Here is an 18,932-nt window from a genome sequence, read left to right on the forward strand (position 1 = left end):
GGAGGCTAGGAGGCGTCTCCGGGGTGCGGCTCGCCCGTCGCGTACGGGTTCTCCTCGCCCTCCGCCAGCACGCCGACGAACGGCTCGCCCTCGTCGGCGAAGGTGTAGGCGCCGCCCTCGATGCGCTGGATCAGGCCGCGGGTCCACTCGGCCTCGGAGTCGGCCGTGTGGACCCACATGTTCATGATCTCGCCGATGTGGCCGAGCCCGTCGAGTCCCTCCTCGGGCACGTAGTCCTTCAGGACGGAGGCCCGCCACTGCTCGATCCGCAGGGTGCGCTCCTTCAGCAGCGCGACCGCCTCCGCCCTCGGCAGGTCCACGATGAAGCCGACCGCGGCCGTCTTCACCTCCCCGCGCTGGTCGTAGGTGACCAGCGCCTCCCGCAGCAGCCGGAAGTACTCCTCGGTGCCCTGCTCGGTGATCTCGTACTCCGTGCGCGGCGGCCCGCCGGCCGTGGACGGGGCGATCTCGTGCGCGTGCAGCAGCCCCTGCTTCGCCATCTGCTTCAGGGCGTGGTAGATCGAGCCGGGCTTGGCGTGGGACCACTCGTGCGCGCCCCAGTACTCCAGGTCGTTGCGGACCTGGTAGCCGTGGGCGCGGCCGTGCATGCGGACCGCGCCGAGCACGAGGAGACGGATCGCTGACATGCGGTCCACATTAGGACGCGGCGGCCACCTGCTGTTCGGCCGCCACCAGCTCGAAGGCCGTCGCCCCGTCCAGCGACTCGCGGATGATGTCGGCGTGGCCCGCGTGCCGGGCCGTCTCGCGGATCAGGTGGAGGCAGAGCCAGCGCATCGAGAGCTGCTCGTCCCGCGGGTTCCAGGACGTCGCGGGCAGCTCGAAGGTGTCGTCGAGGCTCGGCACCGCGCGGATGAACGCCTCCGTCTCGGCGGCCACCTTCTCGTAGTACGCGAGCTGCGCCTCCACGGTCTCGTCGCCGACCAGCCGGAAGCACTCGTGCCAGTTCGACTCGTCGCGGTGGACGGCCGGCTGCTCGCCCTTGGCGCGGGCGATCCAGCCCTGCTCGACCTCGGCGACGTGCTTGAGCAGCCCGGCCAGGGACAGCTCGCTGGCACTCGGGCGCGAGGAGGCCTGCTCGTCCGTCAGCCCGAGCAGCGCGCGCCGGACGCCGCCGCGCTGCTCTGCGATGAAGGAGAGCAGCGCCCCGCGCTCGTCGCCGTGTGCTTCCGCCGGAACGTGAGTGACCATGACCGCCGCCTTTCGTCGGGCCCGGGGGCCGCTCCCCCCTGACACCGACGACGTTACGAGGGCTTGCGGTCAGCTTCTGTCCGCAACGGCCCCGCCCTTCAGGGCCGTGACGAAGTGCGACCAACCAGGCGCCCTGAAGAGCAGGGCGGGGCCGTGGGGGTTCTTGGAGTCGCGGACCGGTATGCCCGAAGGGTGGTCGTCGAGGACTTCAAGGCAGTCACCGGCGTTGTTGTCGCTGTACGACGACTTGCGCCAGCCGCGCAGCGTGGCCGCGTTCGGGATGGTGCGCTCAGTCATGGTGTCCGTACTCCTTCGCGGTGGCCCTGATCAAGGCCAGTGAGTCCTCCAGCGGCATTGCCTGGCTCAGTGCCAGAGAGTAGCGATGCTGCAACTGGTGGACCACGGACGGGGAGTCGTGCAGCTTCCCCATGTAGCCGCCCTCGGTGTACGCCAGCGGCGGTTGGTCTTCGAACCACATCAGCTTGAGCATGCTGTGCGCCAGCGGATGGTGGCCTACAGCAAACGGCAGCACATGCACCCGGATACGTCCAGCCTCCGCGAGGCGGACGACGTGCATGAACTGCTCGGCCATGACGTCCCCGTCGGCCACGGGACGGCGCAGCAGCGTCTCGTCCAAAAGCGCCCACACTACGGGACTCACGGGGTCTTCGAGGATCTTTGCGCGCTCCAGGCGTGTGACAACGCGCCTGTCACACTCCTCTTCACTCACAGGGGGGAATGCCGCGCCCAGAACCGCACGTGCGTACCTTTTCGTCTGGAGGATGCCCGGGAAGTACGCCAGGGCGAACTCGTGGATGGACGACGCCTGTTGTTCGAGTACGCGGACCCTCTCGAAGTACTCGGCGATCGATACGTCATCGTCCTGCGGCAGGAAGCTGCTCAGCACGTTTCCCGTGTTCAGCGCCATGTCGAGGCGCCGCGCGTCCTCCTTCGACGGGACCCGGCGCCCCGCCTCGATGTGCGCGATGTGCGAACGCGTCATGATCGCCCGGTCCGCCAACTGCTGCTGCGTCAGGCCCGCCGCCTCGCGCTGCTCCTTGAGCCAGTCGCCGTAGATGGAACCCATCGGATCAACCCCCTTGTGACAAAAGCTCTGTCACCTGCGTCTCTCTGGCGAGGCTAGCCCGGACGGCGTCACAGTGTGAGCGGTTCGCTACACAAAGCGAGACCGCCGACCACAGGGAGTTGATGACAGGTGAGGGTTCTGCGCGCGATCGGGCGGACCGTCCGCCATATGGGACGTCATGTCCCGCGCCCGGCGCCGACGGCCGTGCCGCCGGGGATCGGCATCGGCTCGCTGGGCATGCCCGTGCGGGAGACGAGGGGGAGGAAGTGACGGGCGGCGGCGAGGGCGAGACCCGGCTGCTGCCCTGGGCCGGCACGGGCGGCAAGCCCTGCTATCTCGTGACCGACGGGACCGGACACGTCTCCCGGGTCGCCGACACCGTCGAGAGCGTGCAGCTCGGCATGGCCGGTGGTCTCCTCGACCACGCGGCCGACATGCTCGCCGACCCGGGGGCGACGCCCGCGCAACTCCGCTTCCTGCTCGCCCGGATGAGCGAGGCACTCACGGACGTCCGCAGGATCGCGGAGAGCCGCGGTGCCCGCCTCTCCGAGTCGTAGAAGGACGGGACGATGCCGGAACGCCGTCAGAACGGGAAGCCGCTCCGGCCGTGCTGCACCGAAATCCACTTGGTGGTGGTGAACGAGTCCAGCATCGTGTCGCCGTTGAGCCGGCCGAGGCCCGAGTGCTTCTCGCCGCCGAACGGCACGATCGGCTCGTCGTGCACGGTGCCGTCGTTCACGTGGAACATGCCCGAGTCGATCTGCTTGGCGAAGGCGACACCGCGCTCGATGTTCCCGGTGTGGACGGCGCCGCTCAGGCCGTACGGGGTGTCGTTGACGAGGCGGACGGCCTCCTCCTCGCCGTCGAACGGGACGAGGAAGGCGACCGGGCCGAAGACCTCCTGCCGCAGCAGCGCCGAGTCGGCGGGCAGGCCGGTGAGGACGGAGGGCTCCACGAGGTTGTCGGTCCGGCCGCCGCGCACCAGGGCCGTGGCACCCTCGGCGAGGGCCTGCTCCACCACGCCCGCGACGGCCTCCGCCTGGGAGGAGTTGATGACCGGGCCGATGACGGTCTCCGGGTCGCGCGGGTCGCCCGCCTTGAGGGCCTTCACCTTGGCGACGAACTTCTCGGTGAACTCGTCCGCGACCGACCGGTCGACCAGGACGCGGTTGGCGGCCATGCAGACCTGGCCCTGGTGGACGTACCGGCTGAAGACGGCCGCGTCCACGGCGTAGTCGACGTCGGCGTCGTCGAGGACGACCAGCGCGCTGTTGCCGCCCAGTTCGAGGACCGAACGCTTGAACAGCCGGGCGCAGACCGTCGCCACGTGCCGGCCGACCTGGTCGGAGCCGGTGAAGGAGATGACCTTGGGGACCGGGTGCTCGATGAAGGCGTCGCCGATCTCCGCGATGTCGGTGATGACGACGTTCAGCAGACCGCCGGGCAGCCCCGCGTCCTCGAAGATCCTCGCGACCAGGGCACCGCCGACGATCGGCGTGTCCTGGTGCGGCTTGAGGACGACCGCGTTGCCCAGGGCGAGCGCCGGGGCGACGGACTTGACCGACAGCAGGAAGGGGAAGTTGAAGGGGCTGATCACGCCCACCACCCCGACCGGCACGCGGTAGACGCGGTTCTCCTTGCCGTCCACCGGGGAGGGGATGATCCGGCCCTCGGGGGCCAGCGCCAGATGGACCGCCTCGCGCAGGAACTCCTTGGCGAGGTGCAGCTCGAAGGCGGCCTTCAGGCGGGTGCCGCCCAGCTCGGCGATGATGGCCTCGGAGATCTCGGCCTCGCGCTCCTCGATCAGGCGCAGGGCCTTCTCGAAGACGGCGCGGCGGGCGTACGGGTTGGTCTCGGCCCACTGCTTCTGGGCACGGGCGGCGGCCCGGTACGCCTGGTCGACCTCGTCGGCCGTGGCTATGGTGATCGACGCCAGCTTCTCGTCGTCGTACGGGTTGAAGTCGATGATGTCCCAGGAGCCGGTGCCCGGGCGCCACTCACCGTCGATGTACTGCTGTGCAAGGTCGGTGAAGCAGGACGACGACATGTGTGATCCCTCGATCCCTGGCAGACCTCTGATCGCGCCTTCACGATCTGATCACACGTCATCGTACTTGCGCATCAGGAGAGTTGGAGGAGTACTTCAGGAGAGCTGGAGCAGGCCCCGCAGAAGGTCCCGGCTCTCCGAGGGGCCCGGGCTGTCGCTCTGCAGCTCCTTGAGCGCCTTCTCGTACTGGGCGACGTCCTCGGGCTTGTCCAGGTACAGCGCGCTGGTGAGCTGCTCCAGGTAGACGACGTCCGACAGGTCGGACTCCGGGAAGCTGAGGATCGTGAACGCGCCGCTCTCGCCGGAGTGGCCACCGAGGCTGAACGGCATCACCTGGAGGCGCACGTTGGGCCGCTCGGAGATCTCGATGAGGTGCTGGAGCTGGCCGCGCATCACCTCGCGGTCGCCGTACGGGCGGCGCAGGGCGGCCTCGTCCAGGATGATGTGGAAGTCGGGCGCGCTCTCGTCGACGAGGTACTTCTGCCGCTCCAGGCGCAGCGCCACGCGCCGCTCGACGTCGGCCTCGCTGGCGCCCTGCATGCCACGCCGGACCACCGCGTGCGCGTACGCCTCGGTCTGCAGCAGGCCGTGCACGAACTGCACCTCGTAGGCCCGGATCAGCGAGGCGGCGCCCTCCAGGCCGACGTAGGTGGGGAACCAGCTGGGCAGCACGTCCGAGTAACTGTGCCACCACCCCGCGACGTTGGCCTCCTTCGCCAGGGACAGCAGCGAGGCGCGCTCCTGCTCGTCGGTGATGCCGTACAGCGTCAGCAGGTCCTCGACGTCCCGGGTCTTGAAGCTCACCCGGCCCAGCTCCATCCGGCTGATCTTCGACTCGGAGGCGCGGATCGAGTAGCCCGCCGCCTCGCGCGTGATGCCCCGCGCCTCACGCAGTCGCCTGAGTTGTGATCCGAGCAGCATGCGCCGCACCACCGATCCCGGCTCTCCCGCGCTCACGTTCGCCAGCCTCCCCAACGTCTTCAGGGGCCGAAGTCTGCCACTAAAACACTCCGAGCAGTACTCGCCCGGTTACAGAAACGGAATCGAGACAGGCGGCGCACGCACGCGTGCTGAAGAAGTGGGCAAGTGAACGGCCGGTCGGGCACGTGAAGATGACGGAAAAATTGACCAACAAGCGGTACGGGACGCCCCATTCCGGTCAGCTGCACGTGCATCTGCCCTTGCATCTGCTGTACGCATCCGAAACCATGGTCCCGCACCACCGCCGCATCGCACCGACCGCGAATTCCCGGGAGTGCCTCGCATGGGGACGAATGGATCGACCATGCTCGAGCCGTTACGGCAGGGCCTTCCGCCGCTGGATCCCGCGGCCGTGTCCGACGCCGCCTCCTGCGCGCTGCCCGCGCGCTACGAAGCGGTGCGCGAAGCCCGGCAGTTCACCCGCAGGACCCTCGACCAGTGGGACATGGGCGACCGGTTCGACGACGTCTGCCTGGTGGTCTCGGAACTCGTCACCAACGCCCTGCGGCACGGACTGCCGTCGAGCGGCCGGTGCGCCACCGGGCAGGAGCCTCCGGTACGGCTGCACCTGATGCGGTGGACCGAGCGTCTGGTCTGCGCGGTGCGCGACCCCAGCCACGAAAGCCCCGTCGCCCGGGAGACCGACGACTTCTCGGCCGAGTCGGGCCGCGGGCTGTTCCTCGTCGACTCCTTCAGCGACAGCTGGGGCTGGCACCCGCTCGCGGGCGCGCTCAGCGGCAAGGTGGTCTGGGCGCTGTTCCGGCTGCCCCGGGCCGGATCGGGACCGCACGGGGAATGAGAAAGCCGCGGCGCATCCTGGCGCCGCGGTTCTACGCGCGTCACGGCGAGCCGAACGCCGGTGGCCGGCCCTCGCGCCGGGCCCGTCCGGCCGTCAGCCGCCCACGAGGTGGTCGAACTCGCCGTCCTTCACGCCCAGCAGCATCGCCTCGATCTCCGCGCGGGTGTAGACCAGCGCGGGCCCGTCGGGGAAGCGCGAGTTGCGCACGGCCACGTCGCCGCCCGGCAGCCGGGCGAACTCCACGCACGAGCCCTGCGAGTTGCTGTGCCGGCTCTTCTGCCAGGCCACACCGCGCAGCCTGGCGGCCGCCATCCCGTTGTACACGTCGTGGTCCACAGGTCGCTCCCCGGTGGTGCACTGGCTGGTGTGGCCATTGGTGCAGTGGTCAACTGACCCGGATCATAGCCCTGTTCATGTGCAGACGCATGGGCAGATGCACGTGCACGCGGGGTGGTCCTGCGGTTACAGCTTTGACGACTGCTTTACCGAAGCTCTGGCCTGTTTGACGGCGCTCCCCGGCCCGGCGTTCCCGGAAGCCCGCGGCGAAGTCGGCGGGTTCGGCGGAGGTCCGGTGGAGGCGGAGCATCCGCTCGACGGCGGAAGCGGGCCGCTGTGCGGCTCCGGAAGGGCCGGCCGGCCGCCATGCGGAAGCGGCGGACACCGGCCGGGAGCAGGGAGAAATGGGCCGTGCGCGGGACGGCGAGGTCGTCCTGGCAGCGGGTGTCCGGCTCGGACCATCGCCGGATGCCGGGTGGGCGTACGGCACCTGACGCCTCGTACGGCATGCGTGCCCGGCCGTCCGCCGGGCGTCCTGCCCATGACGGCCGACCGGGCACGCAACCGCCCCCCGGGCCCTGCGGTGGCGGGCGCGGAGGGCGGTCGTCCCACGGTCACGAGGTCCCCCGGGCGTCAAGCGTGGGGAAGCTCACGCGGACCGCGGGCGTTCAGCGGCTGGAGTACGGCAGGAGCGCCATCTCGCGGGCGTTCTTGATCGCGCGGGCCAGCTGCCGCTGCTGCTGGGCGGAGACGCGGGTGACGCGGCGGCTGCGGATCTTGCCGCGGTCGGAGATGAACTTCCGCAGCAGGTCGGTGTCCTTGTAGTCGATGTACGTGATCCCGGCCTGGTCCAGGGGGTTGGGCCGGTTCTTGGCGGGCTTGCGCTCGGGCTTGCGGGGCATGTCGGGTCAGACCTCCAGGAGGGTGTCGAAGGCGTGCGGCAGCCGCTGCCAGGCGTCGCGCCCGGCGGCGTACTCGGCGTCGGTGAGCAGGCAGGACTCCAGCAGCCGCTCCAGGCCGTCCCGGTCGAGGCCGGGCGAGGTGAAGACGAGGTGCTGGCCCCGGTCGCCGTGCTCGGGGTGCCAGTCCAGCGCGGCGGCGGCGCGGCGCACCGGCGGGACCATCTCCCAGGCCGCGTCCGGCAGGGAGGCCAGCCACGGCCCGGCGCTCTCCACGCACAGGGCCCCGCCCGCCGCGTCCCAGTGGAAGAGCGTGTCGGGCTTGTCGGCGAGCCAGAACCGGCCCCGGCTGCGGGCGGCCGCGCAGGTCAGGTCCTCCAGGGCGGCGTAGAGCCGCTCCGGGTGGAAGGGGCGGCGCTGCTGCCAGACCAGGGTGGAGACGCCGTGCGCGTCGGCCTCGGCGGGCAGCAGCGCGCAGGCCGGGTGCTGGGCGGCGGCGGCCGCCTCGACGTCGAAGCCGGCCAGGGCGGCCTCGGCCAGCGGCGAGTGCCGGCGCCGCCGCGGGGGCGGCACGGTCAGGCCGTCGGCCGTGTCCCGCGCGAAGGGGCCGAGCGGGGGTGCGCCCGCCAGGTCACCGTGGCCGATCGGGACCTGGCGGGCCGTCGGGTGCAGCTGGGCGAGCAGCTCGCGGTCCTCGTCGTCGGCCTCCGGGGACTCGGCGATCGCGAGGACGGGGGCGTACTCCAGCTGGCGGGCGAAGGTGTCGGCGACCGTGCGCTGGTCGGTGGCGGCCGCGGCGAGACCGCCCTCGGCGAGGTCGTCGCCGTTGCCGAGGTAGGGCAGGACCAGGGCCGGGTCGACGGCGGTGATCACGCCGGTGACGGTGAGCCCGCCGGCCGTGACGACCTCGGCCATGGCCTTGGGCTCGACGGAGTCCCACAGCTCGACGACGGCCAGGGGCGTCCGCCCGGCGTCCGCGAGCCGCTCCAGCTCCGGGACCAGGTCCTCGCGCAGGGCGCAGCAGGCACAGTCGTTGACGAGCGGCGCCTCCCCCGCGTCCAGGACGCCGGTGGCGTCCCGGACGGTCCGCACGACCGTGCCGGCCGCGGCCGTCGCCAGGTCGTGGTGGAGTGCGACGCTGCCGGGCACGTCGGCGAGCAGCTGCGCCACTGCCGCCTTGCGGGCGTCGGCATGCAGCCCGCCGACGATCACGACGGGGAGCCCAGGAGAGACAGCGGGGACAGCCACGGGGTCAGCCCTTCTTTCCGTACCGGCGCTCGAAGCGCTCGACGCGGCCGGCGGTGTCCAGGACGCGGGCGGTGCCGGTGTAGAAGGGGTGGCTGACGTCGGAGATCTCGACGTCGACGACCGGGTAGGTGTTGCCGTCCTCCCACTCGATCGTCTTCTCGCTCGTCATGGTCGAGCGGGTGAGGAAGGCGTAGTTCGCGGCACGGTCGCGGAAGACGACGGGCCCGTACTCGGGGTGGATTCCCTTGCGCATGGTCAGCGCTCCTCTCGGAAGTCGACGTGGCGGCCGACGACCGGATCGAACTTGCGCAGGGTGAGTCGGTCCGGGTCGTTGCGACGGTTCTTGCGGGTCACGTAGGTGTAGCCGGTCCCGGCGGTGGACCGGAGCTTGATGACCGGGCGGAGTTCGTTGCGTGCCATGCCGCTATGCTACTGAAAATGAATTCCATTTACATCACCTGAGCCAGAGAGGTACGTCACCACATGTCCGCGCACTGCATGCTGACCGGCACCCAGCCCGGCTTCGGCAACCGCATCTCGCACTCGCACCGGCGCACGTCCCGCCGGTTCGACCCCAACATCCAGTCCAAGCGCTACTGGCTGCCGAGCGAGGGCCGGTACGTCCGGCTCCGGCTGAGCGCCAGGGCGATCAAGACCGTCGACACGATCGGGATCGAGGCGGCCGTCGCCCGGATCCGCGCCCGGGGAGTGAAGGTCTGATGGCCAAGAAGAGCAAGATCGCGAAGAACGACAAGCGGCAGGAGATCGTCGCGCGGTACGCCGCCCGGCGGGCCGAGCTGAAGGAGATCATCCGGCGGCCCTCGTCGACGGATGCCGAACGGCTGGCCGCGCAGATGGAGCTGCGCAAGCAGCCGCGCGACGCGAGCGCCACGCGGGTGCGCAACCGCGACCAGGTGGACGGCCGGCCGCGCGGCTACTTCCGGGCCTTCGGGCTGTCCCGGGTGAGTCTGCGGGAGCAGGCGCACGCGGGGTATCTGCCCGGTGTGCGGAAGTCGTCCTGGTAAGAGGCTCCTCCGGAGGCTCTTGACGGGCCCTGGTAGCTTGCTGCGATCGTTCCGGCGGGTTCCGTCCGGATGTCCGTTCGGGTCGGCCGGCTACAGCTTGGGGGCTTGCAGTGACTTCGGTGATGGTCTGGCGTCGCTCCGGCGGCGTGCGCGTCGCGGCGGTGGCCGCGGGGCTGGTGGGCGCGCTGACGCTGACGGCGTGCAGCGGCGACAGCGGCTCCGGGGACGACTCGGCGTCCCCCAGCCCCTCGGCCACGGCGTCCGCCGGAACCGGCGGCTCGGACTCCGGCTCGGACTCCGGGTCCGGTTCCGGCGGGGCGGCCTCCGACGAGCTGGCGGGCAGCTGGCTCACGACGACCGACGGCAAGGCCGTGGCGCTGGTGATCACCGGCAGCAAGGCCGCGCTGTTCGCCACCGGCGGGAGCGTGTGCAGCGGCACCGCGGGCGAGGAGTCCGGCATGCGGATGATCCACCTGAAGTGCACGGACGGCTCCAAGGACCGGATGACCGGCATGGTCGACTCCGTGAACAAGACCAGCCTGAAGGTCACCTGGGAGGGCGGGCTCGGCGCGGAGACGTACACGAAGGCCGAGGGCGGCAAGATGCCGACCGGGCTGCCCACGGCGGGCCTCGGATAACAGGACCTCGATCCGTGCGGACGGGCCGTGGAGCGCCTTCGGGCGCCGCGGCCCGTCCGGCGTTCGGGGGATTCGCAGGGGGTGCGTGCCCGTGCGGCATCCGGGTGCGTGATGATCCAGGGACCTGAACCGCCCACGTTCACCACGCCCAGAGGACTCCATGCGCACCTTGCCCCTCACCCTGGCCGCCGCCCTCGCCGCGACCCTCCTGCTCACCGCCTGCGACGGCGGCGGCTCCGGTGGCTCCGGCACCTCAGGCGCCTCAGGCGACGACGCGAAGAACGCGGATCCCGGTAACGGCTCGGCCTGCGCGCTGTCCGACCTGGGCGTCGAGGTCGGGGCCGGCGCCGCCCCGGCCGCCGGGGACACCGGCACCGTCACCGTGACGCTCACCAGCAAGGGCGCGGAGTGCACCCTGAAGGGCTTCCCGGCCGTGGACCTCCTGGCCGAGAGCAGCACCACCAACGTGCTCCCGGAGGAGGGCGCCAAGGCCCAGCCGCTCACCCTCGCGAAGGGTGCCACCACGTCCTTCACGATCACCTACGTCCGCGGTGAGGCCGACCCCGCGAAGAGCCTCGTCGTGCACGCGGCGTCCTTCACCCTGCCCGGTGCCCCCAAGGACGCGCACGAACTCAAGTGGTCCTACGGCCCGGTCGCCCGGCCGGACGACGGCGGCCAGGCGCGGGCCACGGTGAGCGGCTTCGAGTCCGCCGGCGACTGACGGCCGCTCAGCGCAGCGGCGGCCGGTGCCTCAGCCGGGCCCGGTCCGCCGCCCGCGCGCCCTCCGTCCAGCCCGCCTCGTCGCGCACGCCGCGCAGGCGGGTCGTGGTCGTCTCCGGGAACATGCGGTCCAGCCGTCCCGTGACGGCGAGTTCGCGGGAGGCGAGGACCGGGAGCAGGTCGTCGGACACCTGGCTCTCGGCGGCGGCCGCCAGACGGGTGCCGACGCGGTGGGCGTAGGCCGCGAGGAAGGCCTGCCGGAACGCCTTGGTGCGCTTGCGTCCCCCCGCGCGCTGGGCCGCCTCCGCCTTCGTCATCGCGGTCGTGGCCTGCACCAGGAGTGAGGTGTGGAGGAGTTCGACGGCCTCCAGGTCGGTTTCGAAGCCGACGACGGTGGAGAAGCCGAGGGGCTCGTTCCACACCGCCCGGCAGTGGTTGGCGGTGGCGACCGCGTCCAGCAGCACCGCCTTGGCCTGCTCGTACGGCGGCTCGACCCCGATCCGGCAGGCCCCGGGCGTGTCCGGCGAGGGCGCCCGGGCCGCGAGCAGCGCCTCGTCGACGCTGTGCCGGGCCATCAGCTCCTGCGCCTTGGCGCTCAGCGCCTCCGCCTCCTCGGGGAACCCGGTCGCCTCCGCCTTGGCGAGCAGGGCGCGGATGCGGGTGAGCATGCGGGACTCCGGCCTCGCCTCCCCGGACGCCTCGTCGAGGGATTCCAGCGCCGGCAGGCGCAGCAGCAGGCGGTACAGCTCCAGTACGGCCGTGGCGTGGGAGAAGCGGTCGGCGCGGGGCGGGGCACCGGCGGGGAGTTCGGCGAGCTGGGCGCTCCAGCGGCGGCCACGGGGCCGGTCGTGCGGCGCCTGCGCGCGGATCAGCTCCGCCGCGAGGAGCACGTGGACGTCGTCCAGCTCGCGCCGGACGATCCGTACGACGTCGGCCGGCTGCCAGCCGCGCCGCCAGGCCGCGGCCACGAACTCCTCCCCGCGCCGGGCCAGTTCGGCGTCGGCCGCCGGGTCGGAGGCGAGCAGGGACGCGCCGGTGTCGAGGGCCGTCTCGCCGGTCTCGTACAGGGCCGTTTCGAACGCGCGGTCGACGGTGGTGGACGTACTCACGGGCCGATGGTGCCACGCCGTCACCCTGGGGCCGGTGCCCATGACCTCGTGCGTCTCACTCCCCGGAATTCGGTCGTCCCGGCCCGGCGGGGCTTCGAGCATGGCCCGCATGGTGGACATGTCTCTCTACGCGGCGTTCCTCGTCGCCGCCTTCGCGCTCTGCATCACCCCCGGCCCCGACATGATGTTCATCGTGGCGATGGGCGGCCGGGGCGGACCGACCGCCGGGGTGATGGCCGCGTTCGGGGTGGCGTGCGCGATGCTCGTGCACGCGGTCGCGGCGGCCCTCGGCCTGTCGGCCCTGTTCACGGCGTTGCCGACGCTGTACCACGTGCTGCGCTGGGCGGGCGCGGCCTATCTGCTCTACCTGGCGGTGAAGGCGTTCCGTGACCGGTCGGTGCCGGGCGAGGAGGGGACCGGCGCCGTGGGTGCGGGGATGCGGCGGGCGTTCTGGCAGGGCGCGATCACGAACCTGCTCAACCCCAAGGTGATCCTCTTCAACGTGGCGTTCCTGCCGCAGTTCGTGGACCCGTCGCTCGGCCACGTCCAGGGCCAGTTGCTGCTGCTCGGCGTCACGCTCGTGGTGATGGGCTTCCTGTGGGACGGCAGCGTCGGCCTGCTGGCGGGGCGGCTGGCGTCCCTGCTCAGGCGCAGTGCGCGGGTGAACCGCTGGCTGAACATCGTCTCCGGGACGGTGTTCACGGGGCTGGCGGTGCGGCTGGTGGCGACCTCGCCGAAGTAGACGGGGCGAGTGTCAACTCGCGGTTGACACCTTGGGGGGTGCAACCTACGGTTGACAGCATGACGACGAACCCCAACATCACGTCATCCGTGCGCCTCGACGACCTCATCGCGGCGATCAAGAAGGTTCACCAGGAACCCCTCGAACAGCTCCAGGACGCGGTACTCGCCGCCGATCACCTCGGCGAGGTGGCCGACCACCTGATCGGCCACTTCGTCGACCAGGCCCGGCGTTCGGGCGCCTCCTGGACGGACATCGGCAAGAGCATGGGGGTCACCCGGCAGGCCGCGCAGAAGCGGTTCGTGCCGAAGGAGTCGGCCGACCTGGACCCGAGCCAGGGCTTCAACCGCTACACGCCCCGCGCCCGCAACACGGTGATGGCGGCGCACAACGCGGCCAGGACCGCGCGCAACGCCGAGGGCGTGCCCGAGCACCTCGTCCTCGGCCTGCTGGCCGAGCCCGACGGTCTCGCCGCGAAGGCGATCGTCGAGGAGGGCGTCTCGCTCGACGCGGTCCGCGCGGCGGCGACCGCCGCACTGCCGCCGGCCGTCGAGGAGGCCCCGGAGCTCGTGCCGTACGGCCAGGCCGCCAAGAAGGTCCTGGAGCTCACCTTCCGCGAGGCCCTGCGCCTGGGCCACAACTACATCGGCACCGAGCACATCCTGCTCGCCCTGCTGGAGCACGAGAACGGCGAGGGCGTCCTCAGCGGACTCGGCATCGGCAAGGAGCGGACCGAGCGGTACGTGGCCGAGGCGCTGGAGAAGATCACGCAGGCGCAGCAGGACGTGCCGGGCGCGTCCTGACCGCGACCCGCGCAGCGGGGACGCGTTGTCAGACCCCCCTGGCACACTCGCGGCATGACCGACCGGTGGGCACTCGCTCCGGCCGAGGACGGTGGCGTGGACGTCGCCCCCCTCGGCCCGGACGGGCTGCCCGCCGGGCCGGTGCGGCGGGAGGCCGATCCCGCCGAGGCCGTGCGGAGCCGTCCCGGCGTCACGCGGTGGGTGTGGCGGTCCACCGCCGAGGTCTACCCGCGTCTGCTCGCCACGGGGGTGCGAGTCGAGCGGTGCTACGACATCGAGGCCGCCGAGACACTCCTCCTCGGCCACGAGGGGCGGTACGGGGAACCCCGCTCGGCCGCGGCCGCCCTGGCCCGGCTGCGCGGCGGCCCCGTACCGCCCGATCCGCCGCTGCGCTCCGCCGAACCGGGCTCCCAGTCCTCCCTGTTCGAGCCGCAGGGCGTCCCGCTGCCCCTGCCGGACCTCCTCGCGGTCTACGCCGAGCAGCAGCGGCGGCACGAACGGGCCGAGCACCCCGACCGCATGCGCCTGCTGACGGCCGCCGAGTCCGCGGGCATGCTGGTCGCCGCCGAGATGAACCGCTCCGGGCTGCCCTGGAGCGCCGAGGTGCACCGGGCCGTGCTGCACGACCTGCTGGGCGAGCGGTACGCGGGCGGCGGCGAGCCCCGCCGCCTGGCCGAACTGGCCGACGAGGTCTCCGCCGCGTTCGGCAGACGCGTCCGCCCCGACCTGCCCGCCGACGTGATCAAGGCCTTCGCGCAGGCCGGGATCAAGGTCACCTCCACCCGCCGCTGGGAGATCGAGTCCGTCGACCACCCGGCCGTGAAACCCCTGATCGAGTACAAGAAGCTGTACCGCATCTGGGTCGCCCACGGCTGGTCCTGGCTCCAGGACTGGGTGCGCGACGGCCGGTTCAGACCCGAGTTCCTCGCGGGCGGGACGGTGACCGGGCGCTGGGTGACCAACGGCGGGGGCGGGCTGCAGATCCCCAAGGTGATCCGGCGGGCGGTGGTCGCCGACCCCGGCTGGCGGCTCGTCGTCGCCGACGCCGACCAGATGGAACCGCGCGTACTGGCCGCCATCTCGCGCGACCCCGGACTCATGGAGGTGGCCGGCCGGGAGAGCGACCTGTACCAGTCGGTGTCCGACCGGGCCTTCTCCGGCGACCGCGACCAGGCCAAACTCGCCGTGCTCGGCGCGGTGTACGGCCAGACCTCCGGCGACGGCCTGAAGAACCTCGCCGCGCTCCGGCGCCGCTTTCCCCGGGCGGTGGCGTACGTCGACGACGCGGCCCGGGCCGGGGAGGAGGGGCGGCTGGTGCGGACCTGGCTGGGCCGCACGTGTCCCCCGGCGGTCCGGGCGGCCGACGAGGGCGCGGAGGAGGCGGGCATCCCCCTCGCCGAGGACGACCCGCAGCAGTGGGTGCCCGGCTACGCCTCCACCAACGCCCGCGCCCGGGGCCGCTTCGCCCGGAACTTCGTCGTCCAGGGCAGCGCCGCCGACTGGGCCCTGCTGCTGCTCGCCGCGCTGCGCAGGACCTGCGCGGACCTCGCGGCCGAGCTGGTCTTCTTCCAGCACGACGAGGTGATCGTGCACTGCCCCGAGGAGGAGACGGAGACGGTCGTGGCGGCGATCCGCGAGGCGGCGGACCTGGCCGGGCGACTGACCTTCGGGGAGACGCCGGTGCGGTTCCCCTTCACGACGGCGGTCGTGGAGTGCTACGCGGACGCCAAGTAGTCATGCCCCGGCGGCCAGCAGCGCGCGGAGTTCCGCGACCACCGCGTGCTCGTCCGTCCCCTCCAGCGCCGCGAGCGCCCTGCCCCACTCCTCGCGCGCCTCGCCGGGACGCCCCCGCTCGCGCAGCAGCAGCCCGTTCTGGTGGCGGGCGAGACCGGCGGTGTAGCGGTCGGCGCGGGCCTCGGCCCGCCCGAGCAGTTCGGCGCACTCGCGGGCGGCCCGCCCGGTGCGGCCCAGCAGCCGCAGGGCGCGGACCAGACCGAGCCGGGTCTGGGACTCGCCGTGCCAGTCGCCCTGACCGCCGAGGATGCGCAGGCTCTCCTCGAAGTGCGGGAGGGCGGCGTCCGGTTCGCCGAGCCGCAGATGGGCGTAGCCGATGTTGCAGTGCGCCGAGTGGCGCACGATCACGGCGCCGATCTCCTCCCCGAGCGCGAGCGAGAGCCGGTGCTGCTCGATGGCGGCCCGCGGGTCGGTGTGCTCATAGAGGTTGCCGAGATGGCTGTGGGTGACGGCCTCGCCGTACGGGTCGCCCAGCCGCCGCGCGTACTCCAGGCTCCGCGTCAGCGCCTCCCCCGCCTCGGCGTGCCGGCCGAGCCCCTCCAGCAGCAGGCCGCGGTTGTTGAGGCAGCGCCGGATCCAGGAGGGGTGCTCCAGCCGCCGCCAGAGGTCCAGCGCGCGGTCGTTGAGGGAGAGGGCTTCCGTCTGGCGGCCGGTCAGGAAGTGCAGCCCCGCGAGGTCGACCAGCGCGTACGCCTCCGCCGTCGCGTCACCGAGCCGCCGCGCCACCCGAAGGCCCACCCGGCCGAGCACCTCCATCTCGGGGACGCGTCCCCGGCGGTGCGCGTAGGGGAAGACCAGCCGGACCAGCGCGGAGACCAGGGCCGCGCGCCGGCCGCACGGGTCGTCCCCGTGCCGCTCGACCAGGGTGACGATGTTCGCCAGCTCCCGGTCGCCCCAGGCGAAGGCCGCCTCGGGGGTGTCGAAGGGGGCGACGTCGTCGTCGTGTGCCGGATGGCCGGCGGCGGGACGGGCGGTGGGGCGGCGGCGGTCGTCCTGGTCGGGGCCGGGGCCGAGGATGGCGGCGAGGGCGCGCTCGGCGACGGCGGCGTACCAGCGCAGGGCGGTGTCGGTGGCGCCGGTGACGTCGGTGGCGTCGGTGCTGTCGGTGGTGTCGGTGGTGTCCGCCTCCCGCGACTTCGCCCGCTCGCGGGCGAAGTCGCGCACCAGGTCGTGGGGGGCGTAGCGGCCGTACGCGGTCTCCTCCAGCAGGGCCACGTCGACGAGCCGGTCCAGGGCGGCCTCGGTGCGCGTCTCGCCGGTGCCGGTGAGGCGGGCGAGCAGGGGGGCGCCGTACGTGGGCAGGTCGAGCGCGCCGATGCGGCGCAGGGTGAGCGCCGCGTCCCGGTCGACCTCGCGCTCGGAGGCCGCCAGCGCGTCCTGCGCGACGGCCAAGGAGCGGCGGACGCTCAGGTCGTCGTACTCCAGGTGTCGCAACCGGTCGTCCGCGGCGACCAGTTGACCGGCCAGGACGTCCGGGGTGAGGGCCTGCCGGGCAGCCAGCCGGGCGGCGACGACGCGCAGGGCCAGGGGCAGGCGGCCGGTCAGTTCGACGAGGAGCCGGGCGGCGTCCGTACCGTCCAGGCCGGCACGGCCCGAGGCCGCGCGCAGGAGGTCGGCGCTCTCCTCGTCCGACAGCGGGGCCAGCGGGAAGCGGGCGACGCCGTCGAGGGCGGTCAGCGGTGAACGGCTGGTGACGATCACCGCGCAGCCGGCGCCGCCCGGCAGCAGCGGCCGTACCTGGGCGGCGCTCGCGGCGTCGTCCAGCACCAGGAGCGTGCGGGTCGGAGCGAGCAGGGAGCGCAGCAACGCGGCGGCCGCGTCCGGGGGTTCGGGGATGCGGCCGGGTTCGGTGCCGAGGTCGCGCAGCAGGGCGGTGAGTGCCTGGCCCGGGGTGAGGGGGGTCATGCCGGGGGTCGCGCCGTGCAGGTTGAGGTAGAGCTGCCCATCGGGGAAACGTTCCGCCAGCGCGTGCGCGACGTGCAGCGCGAGGGCGCTCTTGCCGACACCTGGCATACCGCTGACGACCGCGGTGGGGTGCGGAGTGGGTTCGGTGAGCGCCCGGACCAGGGCCTCACGCTCGGCGGCACGCCCGGTGAAGTGGGCCGGGGGTGGGGGGAGTTGCGCGGGGAGGGGTGTGGCGGTGGGGGGAGGGGCGGGGGTGCGTGCGGGCCTTTGGGCGCCGGGGGTTTTGGGGCCGGGGGGCGGGGGTGAGTGGGGGGCGGGGGCGCTTGGGCTCGGGCCCGCAGGCGCCTGGGAATGGGAGGCATCCGGGCCCGCGCCCGCAGACGGCCGGGCGCCAGGAGAACTCGGGCCCGCGCCCGCAGACAGCCGGAGGCCAGAGGAACTCGGGCCCGCGCCCGCAGACGGCCGAGCGCCGGGGCCACCCGGATCGATGGGCGACCCGGAACCGCGCTCCCCCTCCCCCGGCCCTCCCGAACCGCCGCCGTGCCCCTTGGCCCCCCGCAGTACCTCCACGTGCGCCTCGCGGATGCCCGGGCCCGGTTCGATGCCGAGTTCGTCGATCAGGCGGGTGCGCAGGTCGCGGTGGACCGCGAGGGCCTCGGCCTGGCGGCCCGTGCGGTGCAGGGCGAGCATCAGCTGCCGGTGGTACACCTCCCGCAGGGGGTACTCGCCGGTCAGCGCCGCAAGCTCCGGCACCAGCCCGTCCAGCCGGGGCCCGCCCAGCGCCAGCTCGGCGTCGTAGCGCCACTCCAGGAGCAGCAGCCGTGCCTCGCGCAGCCGCCGCGCGAAGGCGTAGCCGCCCACCTCGGGCGGCAGCCCGGCGAGCGGCGCGCCCCGCCACAGGGCGAGCGCGGCCCCGCACTCCGCGACGACCCGCCCCCAGTCCTGGCCGGCGTGCGCGGTACGTGCCGCCGCCACATGGGCGTCGAAGACATGGACGTCCAACTCGCCCTCGTCGACGCGCAGCACGTACCCGGACGGCACGGTCCGCAGCCGCTCGGGGTCGCCCAGCAGCCGCCGCAGCCGGGCCACGTGGTTGTGCAGCGAGGCCTGGGCGGACACGGGCGGCGCCCCTCCCCACAGCGCGTCCTTGAGCGACTCGACGGAGACGACCCGTCCGGCGTCGAGCAGCAACGCGGCCAGCAGCACACGCGTCTTGGGGCTCCCGATGGCCCGGGCCACCCCGCCCGGGGCGTCGTCGTACAGCACCGGTGGTCCCAGCAGCCCGAACCGCAGGCCGTACCGCTCGCCGGATCCCCTGTCGCTGCCCGAGCAGGGAGATGCCGCCCCCATCGCGCCCCCGCCTTCCCGCGCCGCCGCCCTGGACACATTCCCACCGTGACGGGTTTCCGTCCCTGGACAGCGGTTTTCCGTCACCTTCGTCCCCGCGTCCCCCGCCCGGATCCGCCGCTGCCCTGGCCTTCTCGGACCTTGGTTCGGCGACTTCACGCCAATCGGCAGACGACGCAACGGAGAACCGTTGGCCACATGTTAGCGATCCGTTGGCAAAGCCTGATCTGATCACTACATCGGATCTGGCCCGGCGGCGCGCGCGTCTGGACGCGCAACTCGGGGGAGTGTCGCCGCCGCGGC

22 protein-coding genes are annotated in these 18,932 nt (G+C 72.8%); 9 read left to right on the forward strand and 13 right to left on the reverse strand.

What is annotated here, in order from left to right:
* Positions 1 to 5: 5 nt before the first annotated feature.
* The 4 genes from ABZ386_RS15980 to ABZ386_RS15995 form a co-directional block, all read right to left on the reverse strand.
* Entirely contained in the window at positions 6 to 647 is a 642-nt protein-coding gene (locus ABZ386_RS15980) for a PadR family transcriptional regulator (RefSeq protein ID WP_114257537.1), read from the reverse strand.
* A gap of 10 nt (positions 648 to 657) precedes the next feature.
* Positions 658 to 1,209, reverse strand: a complete 552-nt coding sequence (locus ABZ386_RS15985; protein WP_351339760.1) for a DinB family protein — start codon at positions 1,207 to 1,209, stop codon at positions 658 to 660.
* 69 nt (positions 1,210 to 1,278) lie between these two features.
* Positions 1,279 to 1,506, reverse strand: a complete 228-nt coding sequence (locus tag ABZ386_RS15990) for a DUF397 domain-containing protein (RefSeq protein ID WP_358964921.1) — start codon at positions 1,504 to 1,506, stop codon at positions 1,279 to 1,281.
* Entirely contained in the window at positions 1,499 to 2,296 is a 798-nt protein-coding gene (locus ABZ386_RS15995; protein ID WP_358964922.1) for a helix-turn-helix transcriptional regulator, read from the reverse strand. The genes ABZ386_RS15990 and ABZ386_RS15995 overlap by 8 nt, the downstream gene beginning before the upstream one ends.
* A gap of 266 nt (positions 2,297 to 2,562) precedes the next feature.
* Here ABZ386_RS15995 and ABZ386_RS16000 point away from each other — a divergent pair, with 266 nt between their 5' ends.
* The gene (locus ABZ386_RS16000; protein WP_351339752.1) at positions 2,563 to 2,853 is read left to right on the forward strand and encodes a hypothetical protein; all 291 of its coding nucleotides are present in this window, start codon (positions 2,563 to 2,565) and stop codon (positions 2,851 to 2,853) included.
* Between the two features lie 26 nt (positions 2,854 to 2,879).
* Here the strand turns inward: ABZ386_RS16000 and ABZ386_RS16005 are convergent, their stop codons facing one another.
* Together ABZ386_RS16005 and ABZ386_RS16010 are read right to left on the reverse strand one after the other, a co-directional pair.
* Positions 2,880 to 4,343, reverse strand: a complete 1,464-nt coding sequence (locus ABZ386_RS16005; RefSeq protein ID WP_358964923.1) for an aldehyde dehydrogenase family protein — start codon at positions 4,341 to 4,343, stop codon at positions 2,880 to 2,882.
* 96 nt (positions 4,344 to 4,439) lie between these two features.
* Positions 4,440 to 5,264: a helix-turn-helix transcriptional regulator gene (locus ABZ386_RS16010; RefSeq protein WP_351339922.1), complete on the reverse strand. Its 825-nt coding sequence runs from the start codon at positions 5,262 to 5,264 to the stop codon at positions 4,440 to 4,442.
* Positions 5,265 to 5,628: 364 nt separating this feature from the next.
* Here ABZ386_RS16010 and ABZ386_RS16015 point away from each other — a divergent pair, with 364 nt between their 5' ends.
* Complete coding sequence (locus ABZ386_RS16015; RefSeq protein WP_358964924.1) at positions 5,629 to 6,123, forward strand: ATP-binding protein; 495 nt, start codon at positions 5,629 to 5,631, stop codon at positions 6,121 to 6,123.
* A 93-nt stretch (positions 6,124 to 6,216) separates the two neighbouring features.
* Here ABZ386_RS16015 and ABZ386_RS16020 read toward each other — a convergent pair whose 3' ends face one another.
* From ABZ386_RS16020 to rpmG, 5 genes are all read right to left on the reverse strand, one after another.
* Positions 6,217 to 6,435: a DUF397 domain-containing protein gene (locus ABZ386_RS16020; protein ID WP_051648637.1), complete on the reverse strand. Its 219-nt coding sequence runs from the start codon at positions 6,433 to 6,435 to the stop codon at positions 6,217 to 6,219.
* 632 nt (positions 6,436 to 7,067) lie between these two features.
* Positions 7,068 to 7,301 carry a 30S ribosomal protein S18 gene (gene rpsR / locus ABZ386_RS16025; protein ID WP_114254543.1) on the reverse strand — a complete coding sequence of 78 codons (234 nt, stop codon included), beginning with the start codon at positions 7,299 to 7,301 and terminating at the stop codon, positions 7,068 to 7,070.
* A 6-nt stretch (positions 7,302 to 7,307) separates the two neighbouring features.
* Positions 7,308 to 8,546 carry a GTP-binding protein gene (locus tag ABZ386_RS16030; RefSeq protein WP_358964925.1) on the reverse strand — a complete coding sequence of 413 codons (1,239 nt, stop codon included), beginning with the start codon at positions 8,544 to 8,546 and terminating at the stop codon, positions 7,308 to 7,310.
* Between the two features lie 4 nt (positions 8,547 to 8,550).
* Positions 8,551 to 8,799 carry a type B 50S ribosomal protein L31 gene (locus ABZ386_RS16035; protein ID WP_114254541.1) on the reverse strand — a complete coding sequence of 83 codons (249 nt, stop codon included), beginning with the start codon at positions 8,797 to 8,799 and terminating at the stop codon, positions 8,551 to 8,553.
* 2 nt (positions 8,800 to 8,801) lie between these two features.
* The gene (rpmG, locus tag ABZ386_RS16040) at positions 8,802 to 8,966 is read right to left on the reverse strand and encodes a 50S ribosomal protein L33 (protein ID WP_010044249.1); all 165 of its coding nucleotides are present in this window, start codon (positions 8,964 to 8,966) and stop codon (positions 8,802 to 8,804) included.
* Positions 8,967 to 9,029: 63 nt separating this feature from the next.
* Between rpmG and rpmB the strand changes: the two genes are divergently transcribed.
* The 4 genes from rpmB to ABZ386_RS16060 all read left to right on the forward strand — a co-directional run bounded on the left by rpmB (position 9,030) and on the right by ABZ386_RS16060 (position 10,930).
* Entirely contained in the window at positions 9,030 to 9,266 is a 237-nt protein-coding gene (gene rpmB / locus ABZ386_RS16045; protein WP_031115922.1) for a 50S ribosomal protein L28, read from the forward strand.
* Positions 9,266 to 9,571, forward strand: a complete 306-nt coding sequence (gene rpsN / locus ABZ386_RS16050) for a 30S ribosomal protein S14 (protein ID WP_355724130.1) — start codon at positions 9,266 to 9,268, stop codon at positions 9,569 to 9,571. The genes rpmB and rpsN overlap by 1 nt, the downstream gene beginning before the upstream one ends.
* 122 nt (positions 9,572 to 9,693) lie before the next feature.
* Positions 9,694 to 10,209, forward strand: a complete 516-nt coding sequence (locus ABZ386_RS16055) for a hypothetical protein (RefSeq protein WP_358965024.1) — start codon at positions 9,694 to 9,696, stop codon at positions 10,207 to 10,209.
* 160 nt (positions 10,210 to 10,369) lie between these two features.
* Positions 10,370 to 10,930 (forward strand): DUF4232 domain-containing protein, encoded by a 561-nt coding sequence (locus ABZ386_RS16060; RefSeq protein WP_358964926.1) that lies wholly within the window; start codon positions 10,370 to 10,372, stop codon positions 10,928 to 10,930.
* Between the two features lie 7 nt (positions 10,931 to 10,937).
* Here ABZ386_RS16060 and ABZ386_RS16065 read toward each other — a convergent pair whose 3' ends face one another.
* Positions 10,938 to 12,038 carry a DUF2786 domain-containing protein gene (locus ABZ386_RS16065; RefSeq protein WP_358964927.1) on the reverse strand — a complete coding sequence of 367 codons (1,101 nt, stop codon included), beginning with the start codon at positions 12,036 to 12,038 and terminating at the stop codon, positions 10,938 to 10,940.
* 109 nt (positions 12,039 to 12,147) lie between these two features.
* Here ABZ386_RS16065 and ABZ386_RS16070 point away from each other — a divergent pair, with 109 nt between their 5' ends.
* The 3 genes from ABZ386_RS16070 to ABZ386_RS16080 are packed head-to-tail and all read left to right on the forward strand — an operon-like array spanning position 12,148 to position 15,317.
* Entirely contained in the window at positions 12,148 to 12,780 is a 633-nt protein-coding gene (locus ABZ386_RS16070) for a LysE family translocator (protein WP_355724121.1), read from the forward strand.
* A 59-nt stretch (positions 12,781 to 12,839) separates the two neighbouring features.
* Entirely contained in the window at positions 12,840 to 13,583 is a 744-nt protein-coding gene (locus tag ABZ386_RS16075; RefSeq protein WP_356504407.1) for a Clp protease N-terminal domain-containing protein, read from the forward strand.
* Positions 13,584 to 13,637: 54 nt separating this feature from the next.
* Complete coding sequence (locus ABZ386_RS16080) at positions 13,638 to 15,317, forward strand: bifunctional 3'-5' exonuclease/DNA polymerase (RefSeq protein ID WP_358840012.1); 1,680 nt, start codon at positions 13,638 to 13,640, stop codon at positions 15,315 to 15,317.
* On the opposite strand, the gene ABZ386_RS16085 is transcribed toward ABZ386_RS16080, so the two are convergent.
* Positions 15,318 to 18,632 (reverse strand): BTAD domain-containing putative transcriptional regulator, encoded by a 3,315-nt coding sequence (locus tag ABZ386_RS16085; RefSeq protein ID WP_358964928.1) that lies wholly within the window; start codon positions 18,630 to 18,632, stop codon positions 15,318 to 15,320.
* Between the last annotated feature and the right edge of the window lie 300 nt (positions 18,633 to 18,932).

It is taken from the genome of Streptomyces sp. NPDC006140 (assembly GCF_040628815.1).
In the GTDB taxonomy this organism is placed as follows: Bacteria; Actinomycetota; Actinomycetes; order Streptomycetales; family Streptomycetaceae; genus Streptomyces.